Source organism: Chryseotalea sanaruensis, assembly GCF_003990915.1.
Lineage (GTDB): Bacteria > Bacteroidota > Bacteroidia > Cytophagales > Cyclobacteriaceae > Chryseotalea > Chryseotalea sanaruensis.
This window is the reverse complement of sequence record NZ_BHXQ01000004.1, coordinates 509,106-531,810: the sequence shown is the minus strand read 5'-3', so window position 1 is coordinate 531,810 and position 22,705 is coordinate 509,106. Positions and strand designations below refer to the sequence as shown.

The 22,705-nt window shown below is 37.3% G+C and carries 13 protein-coding genes and 1 tRNA gene; 2 read left to right on the top strand and 12 right to left on the bottom strand.

Annotated elements, in window-relative coordinates:
- Window positions 1-34: 34 nt before the first annotated feature.
- From SanaruYs_RS12975 to SanaruYs_RS12935, 10 genes are all read right to left on the bottom strand, one after another.
- Window positions 35-2,635, bottom strand: a complete 2,601-nt coding sequence (locus tag SanaruYs_RS12975) for a methyl-accepting chemotaxis protein (protein WP_127122985.1) — start codon at window positions 2,633-2,635, stop codon at window positions 35-37.
- Window positions 2,636-2,669: 34 nt separating this feature from the next.
- Entirely contained in the window at window positions 2,670-2,834 is a 165-nt protein-coding gene (locus SanaruYs_RS20115; protein WP_160118660.1) for a hypothetical protein, read from the bottom strand.
- Window positions 2,835-2,838: 4 nt separating this feature from the next.
- Window positions 2,839-3,363 carry a hypothetical protein gene (locus SanaruYs_RS12970; RefSeq protein ID WP_127122984.1) on the bottom strand — a complete coding sequence of 175 codons (525 nt, stop codon included), beginning with the start codon at window positions 3,361-3,363 and terminating at the stop codon, window positions 2,839-2,841.
- Window positions 3,364-3,668: 305 nt separating this feature from the next.
- A complete protein-coding gene (locus SanaruYs_RS12965) occupies window positions 3,669-4,853 on the bottom strand; it encodes a PAS domain-containing sensor histidine kinase (RefSeq protein WP_127122983.1) in 1,185 nt (394 codons plus the stop codon).
- Between the two features lie 104 nt (window positions 4,854-4,957).
- The gene (locus SanaruYs_RS12960; protein ID WP_127122982.1) at window positions 4,958-5,611 is read right to left on the bottom strand and encodes a response regulator transcription factor; all 654 of its coding nucleotides are present in this window, start codon (window positions 5,609-5,611) and stop codon (window positions 4,958-4,960) included.
- Window positions 5,604-7,025, bottom strand: a complete 1,422-nt coding sequence (locus tag SanaruYs_RS12955) for a response regulator (protein WP_127122981.1) — start codon at window positions 7,023-7,025, stop codon at window positions 5,604-5,606. Before SanaruYs_RS12955 ends, SanaruYs_RS12960 begins: the two co-directional genes overlap by 8 nt.
- A 100-nt stretch (window positions 7,026-7,125) precedes the next feature.
- Entirely contained in the window at window positions 7,126-15,948 is an 8,823-nt protein-coding gene (locus SanaruYs_RS12950) for a PAS domain S-box protein (RefSeq protein WP_127122980.1), read from the bottom strand.
- Between the two features lie 103 nt (window positions 15,949-16,051).
- Window positions 16,052-16,435, bottom strand: a complete 384-nt coding sequence (locus SanaruYs_RS12945; RefSeq protein WP_127122979.1) for a tellurite resistance TerB family protein — start codon at window positions 16,433-16,435, stop codon at window positions 16,052-16,054.
- A 160-nt stretch (window positions 16,436-16,595) separates the two neighbouring features.
- Window positions 16,596-17,429 (bottom strand): alpha/beta hydrolase family protein, encoded by an 834-nt coding sequence (locus tag SanaruYs_RS12940; RefSeq protein WP_127122978.1) that lies wholly within the window; start codon window positions 17,427-17,429, stop codon window positions 16,596-16,598.
- 750 nt (window positions 17,430-18,179) lie between these two features.
- Window positions 18,180-18,253, bottom strand: a tRNA-Asn gene (locus SanaruYs_RS12935).
- Window positions 18,254-18,433: 180 nt separating this feature from the next.
- Here SanaruYs_RS12935 and SanaruYs_RS12930 point away from each other — a divergent pair.
- The gene (locus tag SanaruYs_RS12930; protein WP_127122977.1) at window positions 18,434-19,057 is read left to right on the top strand and encodes a hypothetical protein; all 624 of its coding nucleotides are present in this window, start codon (window positions 18,434-18,436) and stop codon (window positions 19,055-19,057) included.
- Window positions 19,054-19,356: a winged helix-turn-helix domain-containing protein gene (locus SanaruYs_RS12925; protein ID WP_246011909.1), complete on the top strand. Its 303-nt coding sequence runs from the start codon at window positions 19,054-19,056 to the stop codon at window positions 19,354-19,356. The genes SanaruYs_RS12930 and SanaruYs_RS12925 overlap by 4 nt, the downstream gene beginning before the upstream one ends.
- A 120-nt stretch (window positions 19,357-19,476) precedes the next feature.
- On the opposite strand, the gene SanaruYs_RS12920 is transcribed toward SanaruYs_RS12925, so the two are convergent.
- Entirely contained in the window at window positions 19,477-21,852 is a 2,376-nt protein-coding gene (locus tag SanaruYs_RS12920; RefSeq protein WP_127122975.1) for a carboxypeptidase regulatory-like domain-containing protein, read from the bottom strand.
- A 35-nt stretch (window positions 21,853-21,887) separates the two neighbouring features.
- Window positions 21,888-22,616 (bottom strand): outer membrane beta-barrel protein, encoded by a 729-nt coding sequence (locus SanaruYs_RS12915; RefSeq protein WP_127122974.1) that lies wholly within the window; start codon window positions 22,614-22,616, stop codon window positions 21,888-21,890.
- Between the last annotated feature and the right edge of the window lie 89 nt (window positions 22,617-22,705).

Below are 22,705 nucleotides of genomic sequence, written 5' to 3'. Positions count from 1 at the left end.
AAATTGTCTTTATCACATTACACACCTCATTTAATTATTTTCTGAGTTTAAACTGCTGAATACCGGCTTGCAATTCTGCTGCGACAGCTGACAATTCATCGCCAGCTTTTGAAATTTCAAGCATACCAGAACTCATCTGTTGACTTGAGCTGGCCACTTGTTGGGTACCTGCCGCAGTTTCTTCAGACACCACCACTATTTGTTCAATGTTTTTCACAACCGTTGAAATGGCTTCCTTCTGTGTACTGGTGGCTGTTTGAATTTCTTTAGAAGAAGAAAAAGTCTCCTCGCTGGTTTTAGCAATTTCCTGGAAGATCACTTCAGCTTCAATACTTGACTTATTACCTTCTTTCACACTGCTTTCCATTACTTCAATGGCTTTACCTGCCGCTTGTGTATCCTTTTGTACATCGCCAATAATCTTTTCAATCTCAACTGCTGACCTTCTTGAATCCTCCGCTAGTTTTCTAATCTCTTCTGCAACTACTGCAAAACCTCTTCCTGCATCACCTGCACGTGCTGCTTCAATGGCTGCATTAAGTGCTAATAAATTAGTCTGGCTTGCGATATCAGTAATCACATTTAAAGTGCGACCGATTTCTTCAGTTCGCTTAGTTAACACACTGATAGATTGAGAAGTCTGACCGGCAGAATCCTTAATGCCATTCATATTATTAACTAACACTTTAACAGTTCGCATGCCTTGGTTAGAGCTCTCCAAACCTTTCTCTGCGGCTTTATTAATCATGTTTGCTTTCTTCTCCATGTCATTCGAAGAAGTCATTACATGGTTTATCAGCTTAGAGGATTCGTCAGTACGTGAAGCCTGATCTTGTGCACCCTTCGCCATTTGAGAAATTGCGGTAGCCACTTCAGCTGTATTACGCTTCATGTCATCTGTTTTCTTCTGCAATAGATCAGAAGATTTCGCAACCACATCTGAACCCTGGCTAATTTGTCCAAGCACTGAATTCAAATTATCTAACGTTTTGTTAATCTCAGCTGTTAAGCCTGCATTATCAACGGCTGTATTGCAGCGCTGACTCAAATCACCCTTAGACATTGCCTTGATAACACGGATTACTTCTGTCATATCAAGCGCATATTTTACAACTTTGTAAGGCTTACCATCCGCGTCTTTAATTGGGTTGTAAGATGCCTGAATATAAATTTCTTCACCTTGTTTATTAATACGGGTGTAAGTACCTACAAAAAATTCTCCTCTATTAAGTGTCTCCCAAAAGTTTCTATACTCTGAACTTCGACCATACTCAACATCAACAAACATACGGTGATGCTTACCCTTTATCTCATTTAAAGTATAACCTAAGGTTTTTAGGAAATTATCGTTAGCATCGATAATGGTGCCATCCATATTAAAAGAAATAACTGCATTAGACATACCAATGGCTGCGAGTTGTCCTTCGTAGTCATTATTTTTAATTTTTTGGGCAGTGATATCTGTAGCGAGCTTTATTACCTTAATAACATTGCCCTTCTCATCTTTTACAGGTGTATAATTGGCTTGAATCCAGATATCTGAACCACTCTTAGTTTTACGTTTAAACTCACCAATTTGTGGAATACCATTTTTTAGATTCGTCCAAAACTGTTGATAAGCTTGTGTGTTAGTGTAGGTGGTATCACAAAACATTCTATGGTGCTTACCTTCAATTTCCATTGCGGAATATTGCATGGTGCTTAAGAATAGATCGTTGGCTTTTAAAATACTACCATCGGGTGTAAACTCTATGTAAGCATTTGCAGCATTAATAGCACCCATGGCACCTTCCAATTCTTGCTGCTTTACTACTTGTTCAGTAATAACGTAACGCACACCGATATATTTAATGGGTTTACCATTAGGACCCAAAACTGGTGCGATCAACGCATCCACCCAATAAGCACTTCCGTCTTTCTTTCTATTTTTGATTACACCACGAAAAATTTTTCCCTTGCCAATAGTTGCCCACATTTCCTTAAAAACACTCTTCGGCATATCAGCATGGCGGAACATGCTATGTGGTTGACCAATACACTCCTCTCTGGTATATTGAGAAATTTCACAAAGCAAATCATTAACAAAAAGTATATCTCCTTTTAAATCAGCTTCTGAAACAACACAAGCTACATTGATTTGATCCATGCGCGTTTTCAATTCGCGTTGCAGCTCTTCCAACTCTAGAACCGACTTTTTCTGAACTGTTACGTCCTTAATAAATAGAGTATGCTGTATTTTATCATTTGCTATGGCTTTTGCATCTGAAACTGAAAACCATAATAATTCTTCATTCGCTTTTTTAATTTGCAATTCAACTTCTTGCCCAGGCTGAAGTGAAGTAATTTGGGAAATCTGCTCAGCTGAAAATAAAGCAGATAAATCACTGTTCACGACATTACGCTTATCAATACCAAAGAAAGTAGCCGCAGATTTGTTTATCGATTGTATTACATTGTCCTTATCAAAGATTACAATACCATCAATCGCCTGATCATAGGCATCATGCTGTGCTTTTAGCAAATTTTCAATATCTGTTAATCGTTTTCTGATATCAGCAGCTGAATCAGATTTTGTAGTGGAAGCACCACCTCCTGTACCTCCGTTTTCCTTATCCTGATAATAATTTGGCTTCATAAGTCTTTATTTAATAATGTTTATCATTTACTTTTTATAAAATTTCTAAACTGTGTCCAACCATAACCATAAACCAGGCAAGGGTATAGATCAGTAGAATAATGGGCAGCACCCATGCCACGATTTCTAACAAATACAAACTATACCCCCGAAAATTCGAAAGCGTTTTATTGTTCTTGAAGAGGATTATTTTTGCCATATAATTAATTAAGACAGCTTTTTTCAAAATCAAAATCGCTTATTGTTGGATACTTTATCAAAGCCATACGCTTTGTTTCCCATGTATAAGAGCGGTGTGCGAAATTGTGAAGCTCTTTGCCCTCTTTAACTAATTGCGTTAGAGAAGAACCCAAAGCATCCGCAATTGATGCGCACTTTACAGCTTGATCAATAGCTTGATGCAGGCATAGTGAATCAACACCTTTCCACGATTCTCCTTTAACAATTTTATAAAACAGATTTCTGGAAGCTTGTGTGGTGCGATGGAGACTTACGATTGCTACGTCATCTGCAAATGAGCGCATCGCCTGTACTAACAACTGAGGCGATTTACCCGTTACCAGTATCAACAAATGATTTTGCTGTACAATGATCAATGCTTCATGATAGTAAGTGGATAGACCACTTAAATAGGCCAATACCTGCGTCTCATTAAAATCGGTTCTGTGCCGAAGTTGATGAGGAATCAAATTCAGGTCTATTTCTGCTGCTATAATATTCGCTTCCATGCCCGTCTTATTTTTAGTAAAGGTCAGGTAAAAGCGATTGCAGCTCAATCCGCGTATTCTTGTATTTTAATCTCCTGTTAACTACCGAAAGTGATTCAGTAGAACTACTTAGAACAATTTCTAGGCTTTTTAGAACATTAAAAGTATAGGGAATTATTATGCGTGTTTAAACGCTTTAGCAGTACTGAGCTACGCATTTATATGATTAAACTCAGGTTTTAGAAGACCGCTCAACCGAATCTTAAACCGCTAAATAGCTATAGAGATTTTAGCCAATAATTTGGATGGTGTTAGCTAAACCAAATTTAGATCGCTGCTTGATTAAGCTGCTGCTTTCGATTTATTAGTTTTCCTTTTGGACTATTAGGAATTGATAACTTGAACAAACTTCCAAAGCCGACTTCAGAATTTACCGATATACTACCGCCCAATTGTTCAATTCCTTCCTTAGCTATATACAAGCCCAATCCAGCACCTTTGGAATGCACGGTGGCTTTATAAAACATATTAAAGATCGATTCGAAGTATTGTCTTGCAATACCAATTCCATTATCATGAATTTCAACAACAACAGTATCTGCTGAGACCAATGTTGTTATATTTATAAAGGAATGTGCTTTATTAATATCTACAAACTGTACAGCGTTCCTAATAAGGTTATCAAGAATTATTTCAATACGATCTGTATCGCTGTAAAACAAACTACTACCAACGACAGATACCTGAACCCGTATCTTGCCAAAATTATCATCTCCACAATGGTTATTGACTATTTTCCAAATAAGTGATTCAAAATCGATTTTTTCGCTGTGTATATTCTTATAGGTTGTTTTTGAGAAGCTGATAATATCTCGGATAATTTTATCCAATTTATGAGTACTTAATTCAATTTTATCTGCATATTCAACAAGTGAATTATCTTTAGAGTCCATTCTTATTAGATTAACGAGGCCCATAATAGTAGTAAGGGGCGCACGTAAATCATGTGATGTACTATAAAGAAATTTCTCCATCTGGTGGTTAATCTTAGCTAGTTGTTGATTCTTAAGCTCAAGATTCTGTTCAAAAGCAACCCTTTCAGAAATATCTAATGCAGTCCAATTGATCATTGGCTCACCTAATTCATTGGTTTGAATTTGAATGTTTACCAATGCTACAATCTTCTTACCTTCAAGAGATTTAAAATTTACTGCAACACCTTGTACACGTTGTTCCCGAATAGCACGGACTTTCAATTTATTGTAATCGTCTAAGTCATTGAAAAGTTCGTGCACTTTAGAACCTTTTGCTTTTCTGAACTTACCGAATCCGAAAGTCTCTACAAAAAGCTTATTACTGAATTGTATTTCGTCTTGAAGTGACGACCTAAAAATTAACTCAAAGGTATTATCAACAAAGGATCTATAAAGATTGCGAAGTCTAAGTGCCTGCTTTCTTTGCTCCGTTTCCTCTTCTCGCTCTTTTGGCAAATCTCTGTTCAACGCTAACATATCTTCCCGATTTCCTTACAAAGTTGTTATACTTTAGGTGGCCAACCAATACAGGGAATTCGGGAATTTTAATGGGTAGAAGTACGTAGGTAATCAATGCTAACCTAGATAACAATTTGCAATTGCCGCGCTCTTTTAACTAGTTCTATAGCATTTTTCACAGTAAACTTCTTCATCAGATTAGCTCTGTGCGTTTCAACCGTCCGCGGACTAATAAATAACTTATCAGCCATCTGCTGACTTGTTAAGCCTTGATCAATTAACTGAATTATTTCTATTTCCCGGTTGGTGAGTTTAATAACTTCTTCTGGCAGTTTTTTGCGCGTTGCGTTCTGCTTATACTTATTGAGTATTACCTCTTGTACTTTATGACTAAAGTAAGTTTTGCCTTGCAGCACTGCGCGTACAGCATACTCAAGTTCTTGCCCACTTTCACTTTTTACTACATAACCCTTCACACCACTTTCTATACATCGACTGATATAGTCTTCATCATCATACATAGAAAGCATAAGGATATTTGCATCGGCATCTTGTTCCACAATTTTTTTTGCAGTTTCCATACCATTCATGTCTGGTAGTGAAATATCTAATATGATTAAATTTGGTTTAAGCAATTCATATTGTGCAATAGCTTCAGCTCCACTTGCAGCTTCGCCCACAACCTGGAAATCCTTCGCTTGCTTTAACAAATTCTTCACGCCTTCACGAATCATGGCATGATCGTCCGCGAGTAAAATACTAAACTTATTAGACATGGGCTTGTTCGGTTTGTGAAAATGGAATTTCAGCAATAATAAGTGTACCTCTTTTTGTATCTGTTTCAATAATTAGTTTGCCGCCCATCATTTCAGTTCTCTCTCGCATATTTACAAGACCATGATGTGGCTTACCATCGTTTACAGGTTTCATGCCTGCTCCATTATCTTCAATTAGTAATCGAATATTCTCTTGATTGGTCGATAATTGAAGACTGATTGAAGAAGCGTGCGCATGTCGGATGGCATTATTTATTGCCTCTTGTGCAATTCTGTAAAAATTAACTTTTTGCCCTTGTTCAAGCTCGGGTGCTTTACCAGTTTGTTGAAAACCAACATTTACGTTTAGTGTTTCTTGAATTTGCTTACACAACGATTTAAGACAGGTAGCCAAATCAAAATCTTTTAACTTCGAAGGCAGTAGATTTTCAGAAATCCTAACGGATTCCTGAATTGCCTCATCCATTAATTTAGCAATATCATTAGCCTTATCTTTATTATCAACAAGCAACTTAATATTCATTTTAATGGCGTTGAGCATTTGTCCCAAGCCATCATGCAAATCTTTAGCTATACGACTTCTCTCCTTTTCCTGACCTTCTATTAGTGCTGCTACTCTGGTGTTTTCAAATTCACGCAGTAACCTTGCATGTTCGTACTTTTCTGTCAAATCTTTAAAAACTAATACAAATCCAATCTGCTCGCCCTTCTTGTCTGTAACAATACTAATAGTACCATCTCCAATTGGTATTAACTTATTTTTCAATTTTAAGGAAAGGCCTTCTTCCAATGCATTGACCTCATGTTCCAGTGCACATTTAATTGGATTTATAGGAAACTGGTGCGTTTCATTATGCTGCAAAGGCAATACCTCGGTGATATTTTGTCCTAGTGCCTGATCTAGTATTACTGTAGTAATTTTTTCGGCAGCTGGATTAAGGTACGTTACTTGCAGCTGGCTGTTTACAATTATGAGTGCGTCACTCATGGCACGTACAGTCGAAAAATACTGTTCTTCACTTTTTCGTAAACGTATTTCAATATCGTGCTTGTACAGAGCCATTTCCAATACTGTGAATATCTCTCTGTCTTCAAATGGTTTTGTAAGAAAACCGTAGGGTTCTGTAACTTTTGCACGTTGAATAGTATCCTTATCGGTAAGTGCTGTTATATAAATTACTGGAAGACTAAACTTATTTTTTACAACACTTGCAGTTTCTATACCATCAAGCTGACCATTTAGCATAATATCCATCAATACTAAATCTGGCTTTGTGTGTTCAAGAAAAATAAGCGCTTGCTCTCCTGAATCCAATATACCGTAAACATGGTACCCCTCACTCTCCAACGTCTTTTGAAGGTGATATGCTACAATAAACGAGTCCTCAACAATAAGAATACCAGCTTTTGACATAGTTGGGGGTTAAACTAATTGCATGCTAGTTAAATATATATACAAAAGATTAAATTATGTAATAGTCAGCAAAAAAGATGATTAATCTCCACTTATCAATTTAACCATCAATTTCAAATGATATAAAAAAGCATGTGCCATTTTCACGTTCAATTACAAGATTAGCCTTAAGCTGTTTAATAAATATTTCTAGCAACTCCATTCCAAAAGAACCATGCAAACCGGGCTGAATATTTTCTGGTAGTGAAACACCATTATCTTTTACAATTAAGCTACAAGCAAAATCCGATTTCATAAAAGTCACTTCTATTTTTCCTCCATCGCGATTAATAAATGCATGCTTGAAGGCATTTACCACCAACTCATTAACAATGAGACCACAGTGAATAGCATTATCGAGGCTAATCTCAGTTGATTGTACTTGAGTAAAAACTTCAATTCTACTATCTGGCTGTACCATACTAACTTGAAGGTCATGAATCAGTTTCTTCAAATAGTCAGCAATATTTACTTGATTTATAGAACCAGTTTGCAGTAGTCTTTCATGAATAAGCGCTACGGAACGAATTCTTTGTCGCATGTTTTCAAGAAAGCCACGCGATTCTGATGACTCCATACCTGCCATCTTGATAAAAATAATTGATGAGATTAGTTGTAGATTATTTTTTACACGATGATGTATTTCTTTAATCAGAAGATCTTTTTCTTTTAGCGCATCAATTAATTGTAATTCCGCTTGTTTCTGGTCTGTGATATCAATGATAACACCATTCCACAAAATACGGCCATCACCTACTTTGCTCGGATTACTTCTTCTTCTAAACCATCGCCACAAGCCGTTTTGTTGTCTGAATCTATACTCAATATCAAACACGCTTAAATTTGCATTTACCTCAGCAATCATCCTATTATTATGCTCCTGATCATCCGGATGAATGTTTGCATCAAACAAAGAAGGATCAGCTAGCAGTTGCTCTACTTTAAGTCCTGTGATGCCTTCAATACCAGAACTAAAATAGATATAACGACCTTCATCTTCACCCTCCAATAATTCATATTGATAAATGGCAACACTTGGCAGGTTATCACTTATTACCCGTATTCGTTCACGACTTTCAGCCATTAGTTGTTCAGTAGCTTTTAACTCTGTAATGTTATTTAAAGTAGCAATAACATACATTACATTTTTATGCTTATCCATACGGGGTATTACATCTACCATCAACCAAACTCTATCTCCAAGTGTAGGTCGCATAACTCCCATAATTACACCCTTAACAGGTTTCTTTGTTTTAATTGCTATAGGAACAGGTAACTCATCAGGTGGAAAGGGATCACCATTTTCTTTAAGCAAAGCCCAGTCAGGATCAAAAGATGTTTTACCAATTAATTGATCTTCGGTTAAACCAAGCATCTCTAATCCGGCCTGATTACTGGAGAGTATTTCTGCTTTAGGGCCTTGCAACAATACACCAATTGTTAAATGACGAATCATAGAACGAAAACGTACTTCACTCTCAAGCAAAGCAATCTCCTTATTTTTTCTATCATTCTCCGAATCAATTGTATGAATCGCAAAGGCTATATTCGAAGTTACCTCCTGCAACAAATCAATCTCTTTGTCGGTGAAAAAGTTAGGTTCTTCTTTATACAGTGTAAGCACACCTGTAACTACATCATTAATAATAATAGGCAGACCAATACTTGATTGGTAACCTCGTTTGAGCGCTTCTTCTCTCCACAAATTATAACTTGCGTTTTTACTACCAGCTATGTTGTTGTTTATCTGTGGAAATCCTGTTCTTGCCGCTGTTCCAGTAGGGCCTCTTCCTTCAGGAATATCTTTTGCAGAAATACTAGGAATAATATCAAAATAATTATCGACATGTCCCTCCCAAGCTACAGGTTTGACAACAGCGTTGTGGTCAAGTAAGCCAACCCAAGCCATTCTGAATTTGCCATATTCAATTGCAATATTACACACCTCAGCAAAAACCTCTTCTTTGGTTTTTGCATGCAATACCATTTGGTTGATTTGGCTTGTTACCGAATAAAGTCGGTTTGTTTTAAGTAATTCTATTTCGGATATTTTACGTTCAGTAATGTCATACTCAATACCATTCCATATAACATCACCATTTGATAATTTCTCTGGTTTAGATTCAATATGCAAATACCGGACCTCATCATTTAGTATGATTCGACCTTCCCAAACAAAGTCAGTTTCATTTTTAATGGCTTCATTTCCAATTTTCATAAATGAAGGCAGATCATCAGTATGAATATTTTTAATGACCAAAGATGAATCATTTAATACCTGATGTTCTTGTAACCCGTGCAAATCACACCAACGCTTACTTACATAGAGCAATCTGCTAGAGCCATCTGCCTGTTTTACATTTTTATAGACTCCCACTGGAATCATTTGTACTAATCGTTCATACTCACCTCTACTCTTTAATAATTCTTGCTCTGCTAATTTGCGATCTGTGGTGTCGAGAATAACTGTATACCACATAACCGAACCATCTGGCTGTTTTTTGGGTACACCACGCGATTCAAGCCATTTCATCTTTTTTGATGGGGTAATGATTCGCCATTGCCATTGCCATTGCTGCATAGTCTTGGCTGACTCCATTACAGATTCAAACATAGCCTGAACATCATCTGGATGAACAGCATCCCATAAGGGCTTTGAATTAGTCATTGCCTCCTCTGCGGAAATCTCCCATAGATTAATACAGCCACTACTCATAAAGCTCACTGAGTGCTCACCATCTTTTGATAATACGTATTGGAGTATAGCGCCAGGCACATTTTCTGCCATCGACCTAAAGCGTTCTTCACTGTCTCTGATTACTTGATTAGCGATCTCTTGACTAGTAATATCATAGTTAACACCAACCATACGAATCTGCTCTCCACTAGAACTTAATTCGATTGATCCAAAAGCTTTTACATAGCGTAGCTTACCGTCTGACAGTCTTTGAATTCTGAATAATGTATCAAAGTTGTCATTTTGTTGTAAGCATCTGTTTAATGCATCCTCTACTATTGTTCTATCATCTTCATGAATGAGACTCATGAAAAGCTTAAAACTAATTTCGTGATAATCAGATACACCAAAGATTTCGTATTGTTGATGATCCCATACAATCGTATTGCTTTGTATATCCCATTCCCATATACCCATTTCTGCGGAATGAGTAGCCAACATTAACCTATTATTGACTCTCTCCAATTCAAATTTACTTTGCATGCGTTCGGTAGCGTCCAGTCCTACGCATTGTATTGAAACAGGATTTCCTTGTTCGTCTTGCAGTGCAACAAACTCCCACTCTGTCCAAAAGAACCCACCTAAAGGATTTGGCTTTCTTAATGTTACCGGAAATACTACGCCTGGAGACTTAATACATTTTTCTATTACCAAAGAACAAGCTTCATGATCAATCTTAAGAATTGTGTCTAATGCATTTGTACCTATAAGTTTATCCGGTAAATAGCCAAACTTCTTGTAAAACATTTTATTGGCAAAAATATAAATGCCCTCAAGATCTGTTCTGATTAGAAAACTGGATTGAGAATTAACGAGTGATTCAAAATATCGCTGACTTTGAAACAATTCCTGCTCAGTCTTTTTACGAGCCGATATATCTGAAGCATTAAAAGAAACACCTACAATAGTACCATCGCTACCATAAACAGGTAAATACCGAATCTGATTCCAGTAAGATATTGTGCTGGTAAACGAAATTTCTCTTTCAACATAAATCACTTCACCTGTTAATGCCTTTGCAAAATTTGCTTTTAAATCATCAATTAAAGAAAGCGGTGTATAATCAAGAAAATTATCACCTACTTCTATTAACTTATCATAAACACCTTGTACCGCAACCTCTGCTGATTTATTAAAAACTCTTACGGTAAAATCCGGATCGAGTAAAAAAGTAGCATCTGTTGATGCGTTCAAAACAGCATTTAACTCATCATAAATCTTTTTTAAATTTTGCTGATAATGCTCTCTATCGGTTATGTCGTAGTCAACACCTATCATTCTAATGGCCTTACCTTTCTTGTCGTATTCAATGCTACTACTTACAAGAAAGTGTCTAATATCTCCAGTACTTGCATGAATAATACGCATAGTAGTTTCAAGAATCTCAAGTTTTTTATCTATGGCGGATTCTATTTCATTTTTAATTCGTACGCGATCATCATCGTATAAATATTTGCTAAACTTAGCAAAAGTCATTGGCGTGCCCGGTTCTAAACCAATCAGATCATAAAGCATTTCATCGTAAATAGTTTCATCGGTCTCTAAGTTCCATTCCCAAACACCCATTCTGGCTGTTTTCGTTGCAATTTTTAAACGATTGGTGCTACTCTTCAAATCAAACTCAACTTTTTTCTTCTCCGTTATATCAAGAAAACTAGCTACTGCACCAATGAGGTTTTCTTTATAATCAAATAGCGGAGCTGCATTTACATTTAACCACTTTATCTTACCATCTTCTGCAATAATTCCATGCTCTATATTTGTAACTGGTTGCTTATCTCGTAAAGCTTTGGCTAATGGTAACTCATCTGTAGGATAAGGTGAACCATTTTCATCAATTTGCTCCCACAGAGTAGAAGAAAAATAGCGATGTTCAATTTCGCTTGACTGCAATGTTAAAATATCGGTAGCACTTTGGTTAGCATAAGTTATTTCTCCATGAACGTCCACCACAATCAGACCACTAATCATTGTGTGGAATATACTTTGCAATTTTGCTTCTGAGGCTTGCACAGCCAGCTCAAGTTTTTTCCTGGCTGTGATATTTAAAGACAAACCATCCCACATTGTTCTGCCATCTGGTAATCGTCTTGGTTTAATTCGGGCTTGAATCCATTTCAGCTTACCACTAGGCGTGGTGATTCGGTACTCCAATTCGAAAGCAGCCAAAGTCGTTTTAGACAATTCAAGTTTTTGATATAATCCTCCCAAATCATCTGGATGAACCATACTAAAAGCCAACGTGGGGTTTTTAAGTAATTCATCTGGTGCTACTTCTAAAAGATCCTTTACGCCATTACTAACGTATTGAAAACCTTCAAGATCGCCTTGAGCTGTTACTATATATTGGTACAAAACGCCATCATAAAGATTGTCAGTTATTGTGCGGAGTTTTTCCTCATTCTCAGTTATCTTTCTTTGCGCATCAAGTTTTTCAGTAATGTTAATAGATATGCCACCGACCGCTATAACTTTATCTTCAATGTCCTTTAATGGAAATTTATATTCTAAAAAGGTTTCGCCCTTCACATGATGCTCAAATTGAATCATTTCTCCTGTGCTGGCAACATGCTGGTCCCGCTGATTACACCAGTCTGCAAAATCTTTATCAAAAACATCATAGTCCGTATAACCGGGCTTTAATATTTTATCATTCATAAAGTCGCGATAAACTTTATTATAAAAACTATAGCGACCTTTCAAATCTTTAATAAACGCCACCATGGGTGCATGATCCATAAAGGTTTGTAATGCCTGTTCACTTTTCTGCATTTCGTGAATAGCATTCTTCAAGCTTGTAATATCAGATTCAACAGCCATAAAACCAGTAACCACTCCCTTAGCTGATTTTATAGGCAACACTTCAATATCCAACCAATATTTTCGACCTGATTTACTGTAATTAAGTAACTCAACCTTAAAGCCTCTTCTGCTTAAAATTCCAGCACGCATCTTTTCAATAGTTGCGTTGTCTGTTTCCTCACCTTGCAGAAAAGATCCTGGTTTTTTACCCATTACCTCACCCAGTGAAAATTCAGAGATTCTTTCGAAACCCTCATTAACCCACGTTATATTACCCAATACATCAGTAAGAATAACTGCATTGCTGGTATGGCTTGCAATCAAAGCAAGTCTATTGATTTCAAGTGTAAGCTTTTTCTTTTCTGTTATATTGGCAGCAGTAAAACTGACGCCAATTACTTTACCTTCAGCATTAACAATTGGTAAGTGTCTATATAACCACCACGATAGTTCTTGTTCTGGTGAAGACACTTCAACTTCAGCTTCCTTCTCAACGCCATTTAAAGCTTGCTTAAAATTGCTTATAAATATATCTGAAGATTCAGGTAAGATATAGTTAAGAATACTTTGATTCTTTCTTGGCGTTCCGTTAAAAACCAGACCTGATTTATCTACAGCCTTTTTATTGAAATCCAGTATAGTATAATTGTGATCCAAAAGAATAGTGGCATCCAATTTACTATCAAAGAAAGCGCGAAGACGGTTTTGCGATTCTTGTAATTTAAACTCAGTCTCTTTTCTTGAGGTTACATCTGCTATATATCCATACCACTGTATACTACCATCACTCAGTTTATCAGGTGATGCATAACCTTCTACCCATTTTATTTCGCCATTAGTAGATATAACTCTATATTCTTCACTCCAAATACTAAGATTATCAGCGGAAATCTTAATTGTGTCATAAATTCTTGAAAGGTCGTCCGGATAAACAGACTTAAAAATTTTTCCTCCATCTTCTAAAACTTCTTCTTTAGTAAAATTATAAATATCTACTATGCCTGAGCTGGCATAAGGGAAGGAGGATTGACCATCCGGTTTAAGTATATATTCGAAAATAAATCCCGGCAAATGATTTGTAATCTTTTCAAATCGTTCTAAAATTTCTTCTCTTACCTGCTCGGACTTCTTTCTATCGGAAATATCCCTCACTAAAATTGATGCTCTTAGCGCCCCACTAGGATCTATAAAAAGTCGTGAAGCAATTTCCGAAGGAAAAACAGAGCCATTGCCTCGTCTCATCAATATCTCGCCTTTAAAAAAACGCTCTTCATCTCTTTGCTTCAAAATTCTGTTTAAATTATCCTGATCCTCAGCCACCAGTCCACCTCTACCTGTCCTACAAATCTCCTCCTCAGTCATTTTAAAAATCCTACATGCTTCTGGGTTAGCAGATAACACTCCACCCATGGCATCAGTGAATAAAATTCCTTCGCCACTATTTTCAATAATTAAACGGTTCTTTAATTCACTTTCAGCGATCCTTAACTCGTCAAGCTTTCGCTGCGTAATATCCTGCATGAATCCATACCAGTAATTACTGCCATCTCGCTCAATATAAGGGTTGGAATTACCGCCTATCCATTTAATATCTCCGTTTCCATTTATCACCCTAAACTCATAGGCCCAGGGCTCATTAGACTCAAAAGCAGAAATGATAGATGCCTTTACACCGGAAAGGTCATCATGATGGATAAAGTCAAATAATAAACTGCCATTTTTCATCAACTCCTTTCTATCAATTCCAAATAACTTTTCGCAACCACTGCTCACATAGGGAAATACGGGCTCCAAATCCGCAGTTAAATAAAAGTTATAAATCATGCCCGGCACATTAGCGGATAAACGCTTAAAAAGTTCGTAAGTATCCCTCAACTCTAACTCTGCCTGTTTAGAAACAGATATGTCGTGGTAGTAAATGAATAACCCCTCAGGATTAGGATAAATATTAATATTAAATATCTGATTATGGTTTGCGGGGTTTCTATGCTCTAACTGAACTGACTTTTGTGTTTGTAAGACTTCCAAATATGTATTAACCAAATCACCACCTTTCATAAAAGGAAATAACTCCAGCATATTTTTGTCGAGCATTTCTTCAACTTCCATTTTTGCCATGGCCGCAAAAATGGGGCTTATCATCGTAAAATTTAATAGCTTGTCGGTGGCGAAGAAACCATCTGTTATACCCCCAAGCATCATTTCAATTTGCTTAGCTTTAGCCAGCATCTCTTTTTGTGCCAGCCGCTTTATAGTAATGTCCCGAAGAATACCCAACGCCATTCCATTTTTACGAAATCTTCCCTGGGCATCGATATAAAGTAGTTTTCCTTTGGCTGTATTGAGTCTGAATTCTACGTTCAATACAAAATCATCAGGGCCAGTGGTTACTTGCTCAATACCAGCTGCTATTTTCTCGTAGATTATTGGAATATCTTCTAGCACAATATACTGGCTTAGAAAATCATCAAGTAATACTGACCTAACATTTGTATCATCTTCTTGCAACAATTCTAACAACTCGCTGCTAAGTTCTAGTGAATTTGTTTCCAGATTCAATTCGGCTGTGCCCATTCTGGCAAATTGCATTGTCTCACTTAGTCGTTCTGCAATTAATTTATTATTCTCCTCTTCAGCTTTCCTTTTCGTAATATCATTTCTAATAGATAGAAACTCTGTAATTCTTCTCTTTTCATCCACCAGTGGCATGATAAAAGTATCAACCCAATAGTAAGTTCCATTCTTCGCTTTATTCTTAACTTCTGCACGCCAGTTTTCTCCCTTCGAAATGGTCTTCCACATTGCAGTCCAAAAACTTTTAGGATGATACCCAGAGTTAATGAGATGATGATTTTTACCAAGTAATTCTTGCTCGGAGTATCCACTGATGCGTACGAAATTTTCATTGACAAATGTGATGTTACCACGTACATCAGCAATAGATACTATTGACGAGCTTTCTACTGCTTGCTTAAACTGTAAGTCATAGGCAGCAGGATGTTCAATATTGTTAGTTGAATTAGCATGAAATTCAGCAAGTGCATAGTTTCCAGATTTGGCACTAATCGGATGTAGATATAGATCTAAGTGTTCTCTCTTGCTTTTTGTATTTATAAAAACACCTACTTTTTTCTTTGTTTTACCAAGTTTAAGTTTCAGGTAGTTTGCGTCAATATCATTAATCAGTTGAGTAATTTCCTGTGAAGTCAGGAATCGTTTAGTATAACCAAAGGATTTGACAGCGGCTTTATTGACTTCTACTATTGAAAGATCCCGTACATCATATAGTACCATTGGTAGAGGATGTGAATCGAAATAAACGGGAAGCTGATACGGTGTTTTCATGGCCTACTGATGCGTGAGAAATACAGTAGGAAATTTAGCCATTATAAAAATCCCAAACAGCCGTGCAAGTACTTACGTAGATATACGTAGTAAGCGCAAACAATCAAACAGACTTTGCTGCAAATAATCTAGCAGAAGCAATAAAATCAGCACGTTCGCCCAAATCATGGTTAGTGAAATAATCTACCACTTCAGATTTATAATTAAGTTTAACAGCCAAGGCTTTACAATAAGCAGCTTCATCTGGATGAATTATACCATCTGCTTTAATGATACGTAATGCCCAATAAAGAATGTCGGTTTTTGTCGGCACTTCTTTAAAATCATTTAAGTCAACGGGTAAAACTTTATCTGTAACGAGAGAATCAGAAAGTCCTGCATCGCTTAAAAGATTAGCTAATACTTCTTTTTCAGTTTCATCAAATCTTCCATCAATTTTAGCAAGGTGCACCAACAGGTTTAACTTCTTGCGGGTAACATCATCCATGACCTTAATTTTTGCTTCAATGTAGTTGAATAAAATAATCTAGGCATCAGTGGAAATACGTAAATTCTACGATGAATAAAGTGAAATTAATTCAAGACTCAAATTTGGAATTAAAGTTGTGATCTGGTTTAACATAGACTCGGTATTTTGTCGTAGTACTTCAGTCCAAATGTTTTACAATCACAGGCCATACTTTATCCTTCATTCTTTTTGATAAAAAAGACGTGTGCCCAATTTTTGAAAGATTAAATTGACTGGGTATTAGTTGTATTGATTGTGTAAAAGCTTGTTTATAAAATGAGAGCAGCTTGGGAACATTCTTAGCATTGGCAATAGGATCGTCTGTAAACCAAATAGATGTTATCTTTTTATCAAAAGAATAAAAATTACTTGTATCTCTAAATGTTTCTGTACCAAAGTAGCTCGGTGACATACACCATTTACGCCATTGCATACCAGCGCCTGTTGGATAATTATCGCCTTGTTTAAAAAATTTAGCATTAATAAAACCCCAAATGAATACTGAAAGTGGCATAATAGTTTTTAAGAGTAAGAAATTCTTCCATCTATTTTTTGTTTCAAACCAATAACCCGTAGAAGTTGCAATAAACACTGCATTTGAAAAAAGATCTTTATTATTAATAAAACCGAATAACTGACCTCCTATGCTGTGTCCTAAAAATATGCATGGTAATTGAGGATGTTGGTGCTTTAGCCAACCAGCGGCTATTTCCATATCTGCCACCCAATCATTAAGATCTGCAGAAAAATTTTTTAGTGTTGCTGGCGCGGACAAGCCGACACCTCGGTAGTCAAGAATAAGAATGGCGTAACCCTGCTCAGCTATCCAGCTACTCATATTTATGTAAAACTTGGCACTTATACCCATTGCAGGACAAACTAAGATAGTCCCCTTTAAATCATTATGTGATGACGTTACCCAATAACCACAAAGAGTGTGGTCTACATTTTGTCTTATTTCGATTCTTTCCATGGATTTCCCTTAATTACACCTTTAAATTGCTTTCTAAATTTAACAGCAGGTATAACTGGAATATCCGCCTTCAAACTTTAAATTAGGTTTAAAAAAAAAGGGATGATGCAATATAAAGTTCAATTCTTGTTGGTATATGTTGAGTTTAGAATTTAAGAGATGGAGCAGGGATCTCATACTAAAAAGGAGTCTGCTGCAGAATTACAATGCAGGATGATCAATGCTATCAAAGTTGTACCTATATAACTTTGATAAATAATTGTATAGTCGCAACTAGGCCCAAAAAAAGCCCTGACAGTTACGTCAGGACTTTTGCTTTTGCTCTTCCTCTTGTCTCGATGAATCGGGAGAACCAATCCCGACATTTCGGGACTGACTAACAGTCAGGCACAAAAGATGCACAAAAATCAAATCGGAATATTTCATCCGACAGCAGACGCTCAATAAATTTTTGGCTCTTCATTGATTTAATCTTGCCCTCCAATGCTAATGCCGAAGTTTTATTCTTACAAACAATGCTACGTTTCAGTAACCAAGGCAAACCCTTTGCTGTAAATTTTCTATTCTGGTGGATGATTGTGGATGTGTACACGCAAGGAAAGATCATCTGTGCCGCCAAGGTAGTACTTATCTAATTTTTCTGAGTAAAGAATGTATACACAACTTGAACCTATATGCAGATCAACAGTAATAGCCTAAAATATGGAACAGGCTAAAAGTAAAAAAGCTGACCTACTAGTCAGCTTTTTGCTCTTCCTCTTGGGTTTGAACCAAGGACCCCCTGATTAACAGTCAGGTGCTCTAACCAGCTGAGCTAAGGAAGAATTTTACTATTCCCTAAAATTTGGGAGTGCAATATTACGGCTTTGATTATAATATTTCCAAAAACCAGCGCAAAATTTCATCAAAAATCCTGATTATTTAATTCGAATAAGTTTTGGCTAAAAAATAAACCTTGTCAAATCCCCTTCATTCGCTAACTTTGGTAAACAAAGTACTTTTAAATGAAGGAGATTGACGAATATCAGCAAGACATCGCCTCTATAAGATCGATCATGGAGCGATCGGTTAAGTTCGTATCACTCAGTGGGCTATCTGGTGTTTTGGCCGGTATTTATGCCCTTTGCGGGGCTTTGGCTGCTTATTTTACCATCTATTATCCCAATTCTCCCTTTGGTTTCCGTTTCCATTACATCAACGAAACGGTTACATTGATCAAACTTTTTACGATCGCTGCCATCGTTTTGGGTGCATCCCTTCTAACTGGATATTTAATGAGTGCACGTAAGGCTAAGAAACTTGGTCTTACTGTATGGAATAACACTAGTCGTCAATTGGTAATAGATCTCTTAATACCATTAGTAACAGGTGGATTATTCATTATTGTACTAACTTATCAAGGCTACTTCGTAATCATTTCATCAGCATGCCTGTTGTTTTATGGCTTAGCACTAATTAATGCCAGTGGCAGAACCTTTAAAGAAATTAAATACCTTGGACTCCTTGAAATTATTTTAGGACTTCTCTCAGCGTTTTTACCTGGATATGGCCTTATCTTCTGGGCAACAGGATTCGGTGTTCTACACATTATATACGGTATCTTAATGCATTATCGTTACGACCAGTGAAGAATCCGTTCGATAATTTAGACAAAACACTTGAGCATAGAGTAAGACTTCAAATTATGTCTGTACTTATTGCCAATGAATATGCTGATTTTAATTCTCTTAAAGAAATGCTGGATATTACCGATGGAAATCTGGCATCTAATATGAAGGCACTAGAAAAAGAAAAATACATAAGTGTTAATAAGTCATTTACAGACCGCAAGCCGCTGACAAAGTATAAAGCAACAGAAAAAGGCAGAACAAGTTTTAGAAAACACTTGGACGCACTCGAAGAGATTCTTAAACAACAGAAAAAATAATATACCCCCTCAATATCAGTATGAAATTCTCGCCAAATACAAAAGCCCTCAAATTTGAGGGCTTTTGTATTATTTAAAAAATCAATGCCTGTTTTTAAAACAAACTGCGATTTTAAAAGCTTAATTCTCAATAGCTTCTAACCGTACACCTGTACCGGCATCAATAGTTAAATTATAAACTTTACCAGTTTGTACAACAATGTTCGTGGTAGTACCTGAATAGCCTCTTGCAGCATTGGTTCTGTTAAGGTTAGCTAAATAACCAGCGCCAGGACTTAAGCGAACAGTTGCTCCGCCCCATGTAACCAATCTATTGTCAACGTTTTGAGTTGTGGTTAGATTAAACACAGCACCACTACCTGGTGCACCAGTAATGGTTGGTACTATTTCAACACTTACGGCATCATAACCTTGTCCTGTAATTGTATTGGCTGCATCAGGTATCAAACGCTGGTTACTTAAACCTCCATCAGCAAAAGGATTTTGGAATGTTACTTGTCCTGTAACTGCATCAATAGTTAAATTTGCCGCTGCTGCTTCTATTGTTCTGTCTTGTACAAAAACTGTAGGGGCAGTAGTCCAAAAACGGTTTGTTCTAAAGCTCAACCCTTCATTAAGGGCAATTATGTTGGTTCCGTCTGTTGTGAGATTAACAATGAAATCCGCATTTGAGGTTTGTGTAGTTCCAATAGGATTGATCAAATCAACTTTACCACTGATCTCTATTGTTTGCCCATCAACCGCATTAGCAGGATAGATGAACTGGATATCATTAGGTAGTACACGATAAGGTGTAGTAGCTACGCCAGTTGGCAAGCTAAAATTAAATTGTGTTCTAAACGCAGGCACAGTAACAGAAGCAGTATTAACTGGCGTACCACCCGCAGCAAGTGCAATGGTAGGCGCAGTAGTATAGCCAGATCCGCCATTGGTGATTTGTATACCCCCCAATTCACTATAGTCATCAACGACAAAAGTGGCTGGTGTTGTTGGTGCCGCAGGCTGACCAGTTGCCACATCAACGACTCTATACCCAAAACCCTGAATTTGATTCGGTGTAGTGTAGGGTGCATTTGGTGCAAAACCAGCTACGTTAGGCAATGGTCTTAAGCCTGTAGGCAATGCGCCTCCAATCGCTAAAAATTGACCTGATGTTGCATAAACCTGAACGGCAGCGTTTTGATCAATATAGGTAAACTCAATAACATGAAGTCCGCCTGCATAGCCTGATCCACCATTGGTGATGTTAAAACTATTGGTAAGAAGACGTAAGAAGCTTTCTGCTGTAGCACCAGAACCACCACCGCCAGAAATGGTTACAGTGGGTGCGCTTGTGTAGTCAAGACCCCTTGAATTAATCCTGTACGTTGTATTGCTAAGTGTGGTGTTACCCGTATTAGAAACAGTACCTGTACTTAATGGTCTTGCCACTGGCGTAAAATTAGTAATAGTAAACCCTCTACCTGCGGGTGCAGGTGTACTACTACCATTGTAAGTAAACACTGCACGGGCACCTGGTATTACTGGAATGTTCGTTGAAGCAGCCGTAGCAGGATCCCAACGTACAGGCACCTGACGAAACTCTGGTGTAATGTCTACGCCATTCAGGCGTCTCACAGCGATGCGTTGTGTGCCTACTATAGTAGGATAAATCATACTGATATTAAGACCGTTTGCTGTTGCCGGTACGCGCATAGAGAAAGCACCAGTAGCAGCATCAATAGTGGCTACTCCCAATGAGCCTTCGCCACCTGTGAAACGATAATCTGCCACGCAATTACAAGAAGAGGTAATGGAACCGGCATTGGCCAAAGCTGTACTCAAGTTTGCAGCAACCACAAGTTCAGCAGGAATTGCATCCATGACATTAGGATCATTGGTCAAATCGTTCTCAATACGGAAAGTGCCTTGAATAACGGCTGTATTGCCTTCAGCATCTGACTCAGAATAAAGTGGTAACGCAAAGTTTTCAAAACGTTTTGGTGGTGCAATGTAACGTGTTACCGAAGTTCCATTGATGTTTGTATTGAGGGCAATTGGTACCGGAGGAGTACCAAAATCAACACGAGCCGAAGCTGAAACATAGTTTGCTTTAGATAATGAAATAACATTATCACCAATGGTAACACGTTCAAAAACTGCACGACCTGCTGCATCAGTTACAACAGTTACCTCCTCTTTTGTGCGACCATTAGTAGTTTCAGTGGAGCCAGAAGCGATTGATACACTTACCCCTGCAACAGGTGTATTATCTTCTCTTACTAATACTGTAATTGATAATAAATCTCCTGCTTCATTCAGCGCGGCAATGTACGATTCGGCTTGCTCTTGCGTCATGGCCTCCAAATAGGCAGAGTCTCTCTTTTCCTTTTCTTTAGCCAGCTCATTTTGGAGTTTTAGAAAATCCCCTTCTGTAAAATCATCTTTACAGCCAAAAAATGTTGCAGAAGCAACAATGGCTATCATGCCAAAAAGCTTTAGTTTTCGTAGAATCATAATTGGTTAGTTTTAGTTGTAATTGTGGAGTTGTTTTAAAATTTGAATAAAGTCATGGCAAAACTGATGGTGAGGCTGGATGAATAGAGATCACCTTGCTGCCCTACAGTACCAGGTAAACCATCTAATGGTGGAACTACATAGCTTAAGTTGTTCAGCTGATTAAGACCTTTGCGATAGCGCACTTCAAAAGTGCAAGTTTGATCTCCGCTGGTAAAGTCTAGCGCAAAACCTGCAACAAAGCCCCATTGGTTTTGGGTGTAATTAGAACCCACATTTTCTGTTTCATCTGAGGTGTTGGCAAAGGGAATTGTACTATTGGAGAAATAGTACATTTTATCGTGTTGCTCATATGCACTAAGGTTCATGCCATAAGCTGCACCCACTACTAACCTCGGTGAAATATATTCGTCAGAAAAAGAAGGATGAGATAACTCTAACAAAAGCGGAATTTCAAGATTGTGAAGCACAACAGAACGATTGCTGTAATTAACGTACGACACATTACCGCCTATCGAAGAATAATCGCGATAATAATCTTGTCTGGCACCACCTTGCTGATTATAGAGTACTTCTGCCCTTACATCTAAAAAGGAAACAGGTTTATACTTAACAAAGGCTCCTCCGCTGAACCCAAAGGTGGTTCCTGGCTGGTTAAATTGATTAAGGTTAGCACCTACTTTAGCACCGACCGATATTTGTGCAACCGATAAGGACTCGCATAATACTATAATGAGTAGAGAAAGAGTAAGTTTTATTTTCATAGTAATCAATTTTGCTAAAATCTAGTTTGACAGTATTCCTTTAAGAATTGCTGCAGAGCAAAATTGATGAGGGAAATATTACTTTGAAA

Excerpts from the sequence above, each read along its gene's own strand:
- SanaruYs_RS12955 (WP_127122981.1), bottom strand. The coding sequence starts at position 7,025 with ATGTCAAAAGCTGGTATTCTTATTGTTGAGGACTCGTTTATTGTAGCA.
- SanaruYs_RS12920 (WP_127122975.1), bottom strand. The coding sequence starts at position 21,852 with ATGATTCTACGAAAACTAAAGCTTTTTGGCATGATAGCCATTGTTGCT.
- SanaruYs_RS12915 (WP_127122974.1), bottom strand. The coding sequence starts at position 22,616 with ATGAAAATAAAACTTACTCTTTCTCTACTCATTATAGTATTATGCGAG.
- SanaruYs_RS12950 (WP_127122980.1), bottom strand. The coding sequence starts at position 15,948 with ATGAAAACACCGTATCAGCTTCCCGTTTATTTCGATTCACATCCTCTA.
- SanaruYs_RS20115 (WP_160118660.1), bottom strand. The coding sequence starts at position 2,834 with ATGGCAAAAATAATCCTCTTCAAGAACAATAAAACGCTTTCGAATTTT.
- SanaruYs_RS12970 (WP_127122984.1), bottom strand. The coding sequence starts at position 3,363 with ATGGAAGCGAATATTATAGCAGCAGAAATAGACCTGAATTTGATTCCT.
- SanaruYs_RS12945 (WP_127122979.1), bottom strand. The coding sequence starts at position 16,435 with ATGGATGATGTTACCCGCAAGAAGTTAAACCTGTTGGTGCACCTTGCT.
- SanaruYs_RS12930 (WP_127122977.1), top strand. The coding sequence starts at position 18,434 with ATGAAGGAGATTGACGAATATCAGCAAGACATCGCCTCTATAAGATCG.
- SanaruYs_RS12965 (WP_127122983.1), bottom strand. The coding sequence starts at position 4,853 with ATGTTAGCGTTGAACAGAGATTTGCCAAAAGAGCGAGAAGAGGAAACG.
- SanaruYs_RS12940 (WP_127122978.1), bottom strand. The coding sequence starts at position 17,429 with ATGGAAAGAATCGAAATAAGACAAAATGTAGACCACACTCTTTGTGGT.
- SanaruYs_RS12960 (WP_127122982.1), bottom strand. The coding sequence starts at position 5,611 with ATGTCTAATAAGTTTAGTATTTTACTCGCGGACGATCATGCCATGATT.
- SanaruYs_RS12975 (WP_127122985.1), bottom strand. The coding sequence starts at position 2,635 with ATGAAGCCAAATTATTATCAGGATAAGGAAAACGGAGGTACAGGAGGT.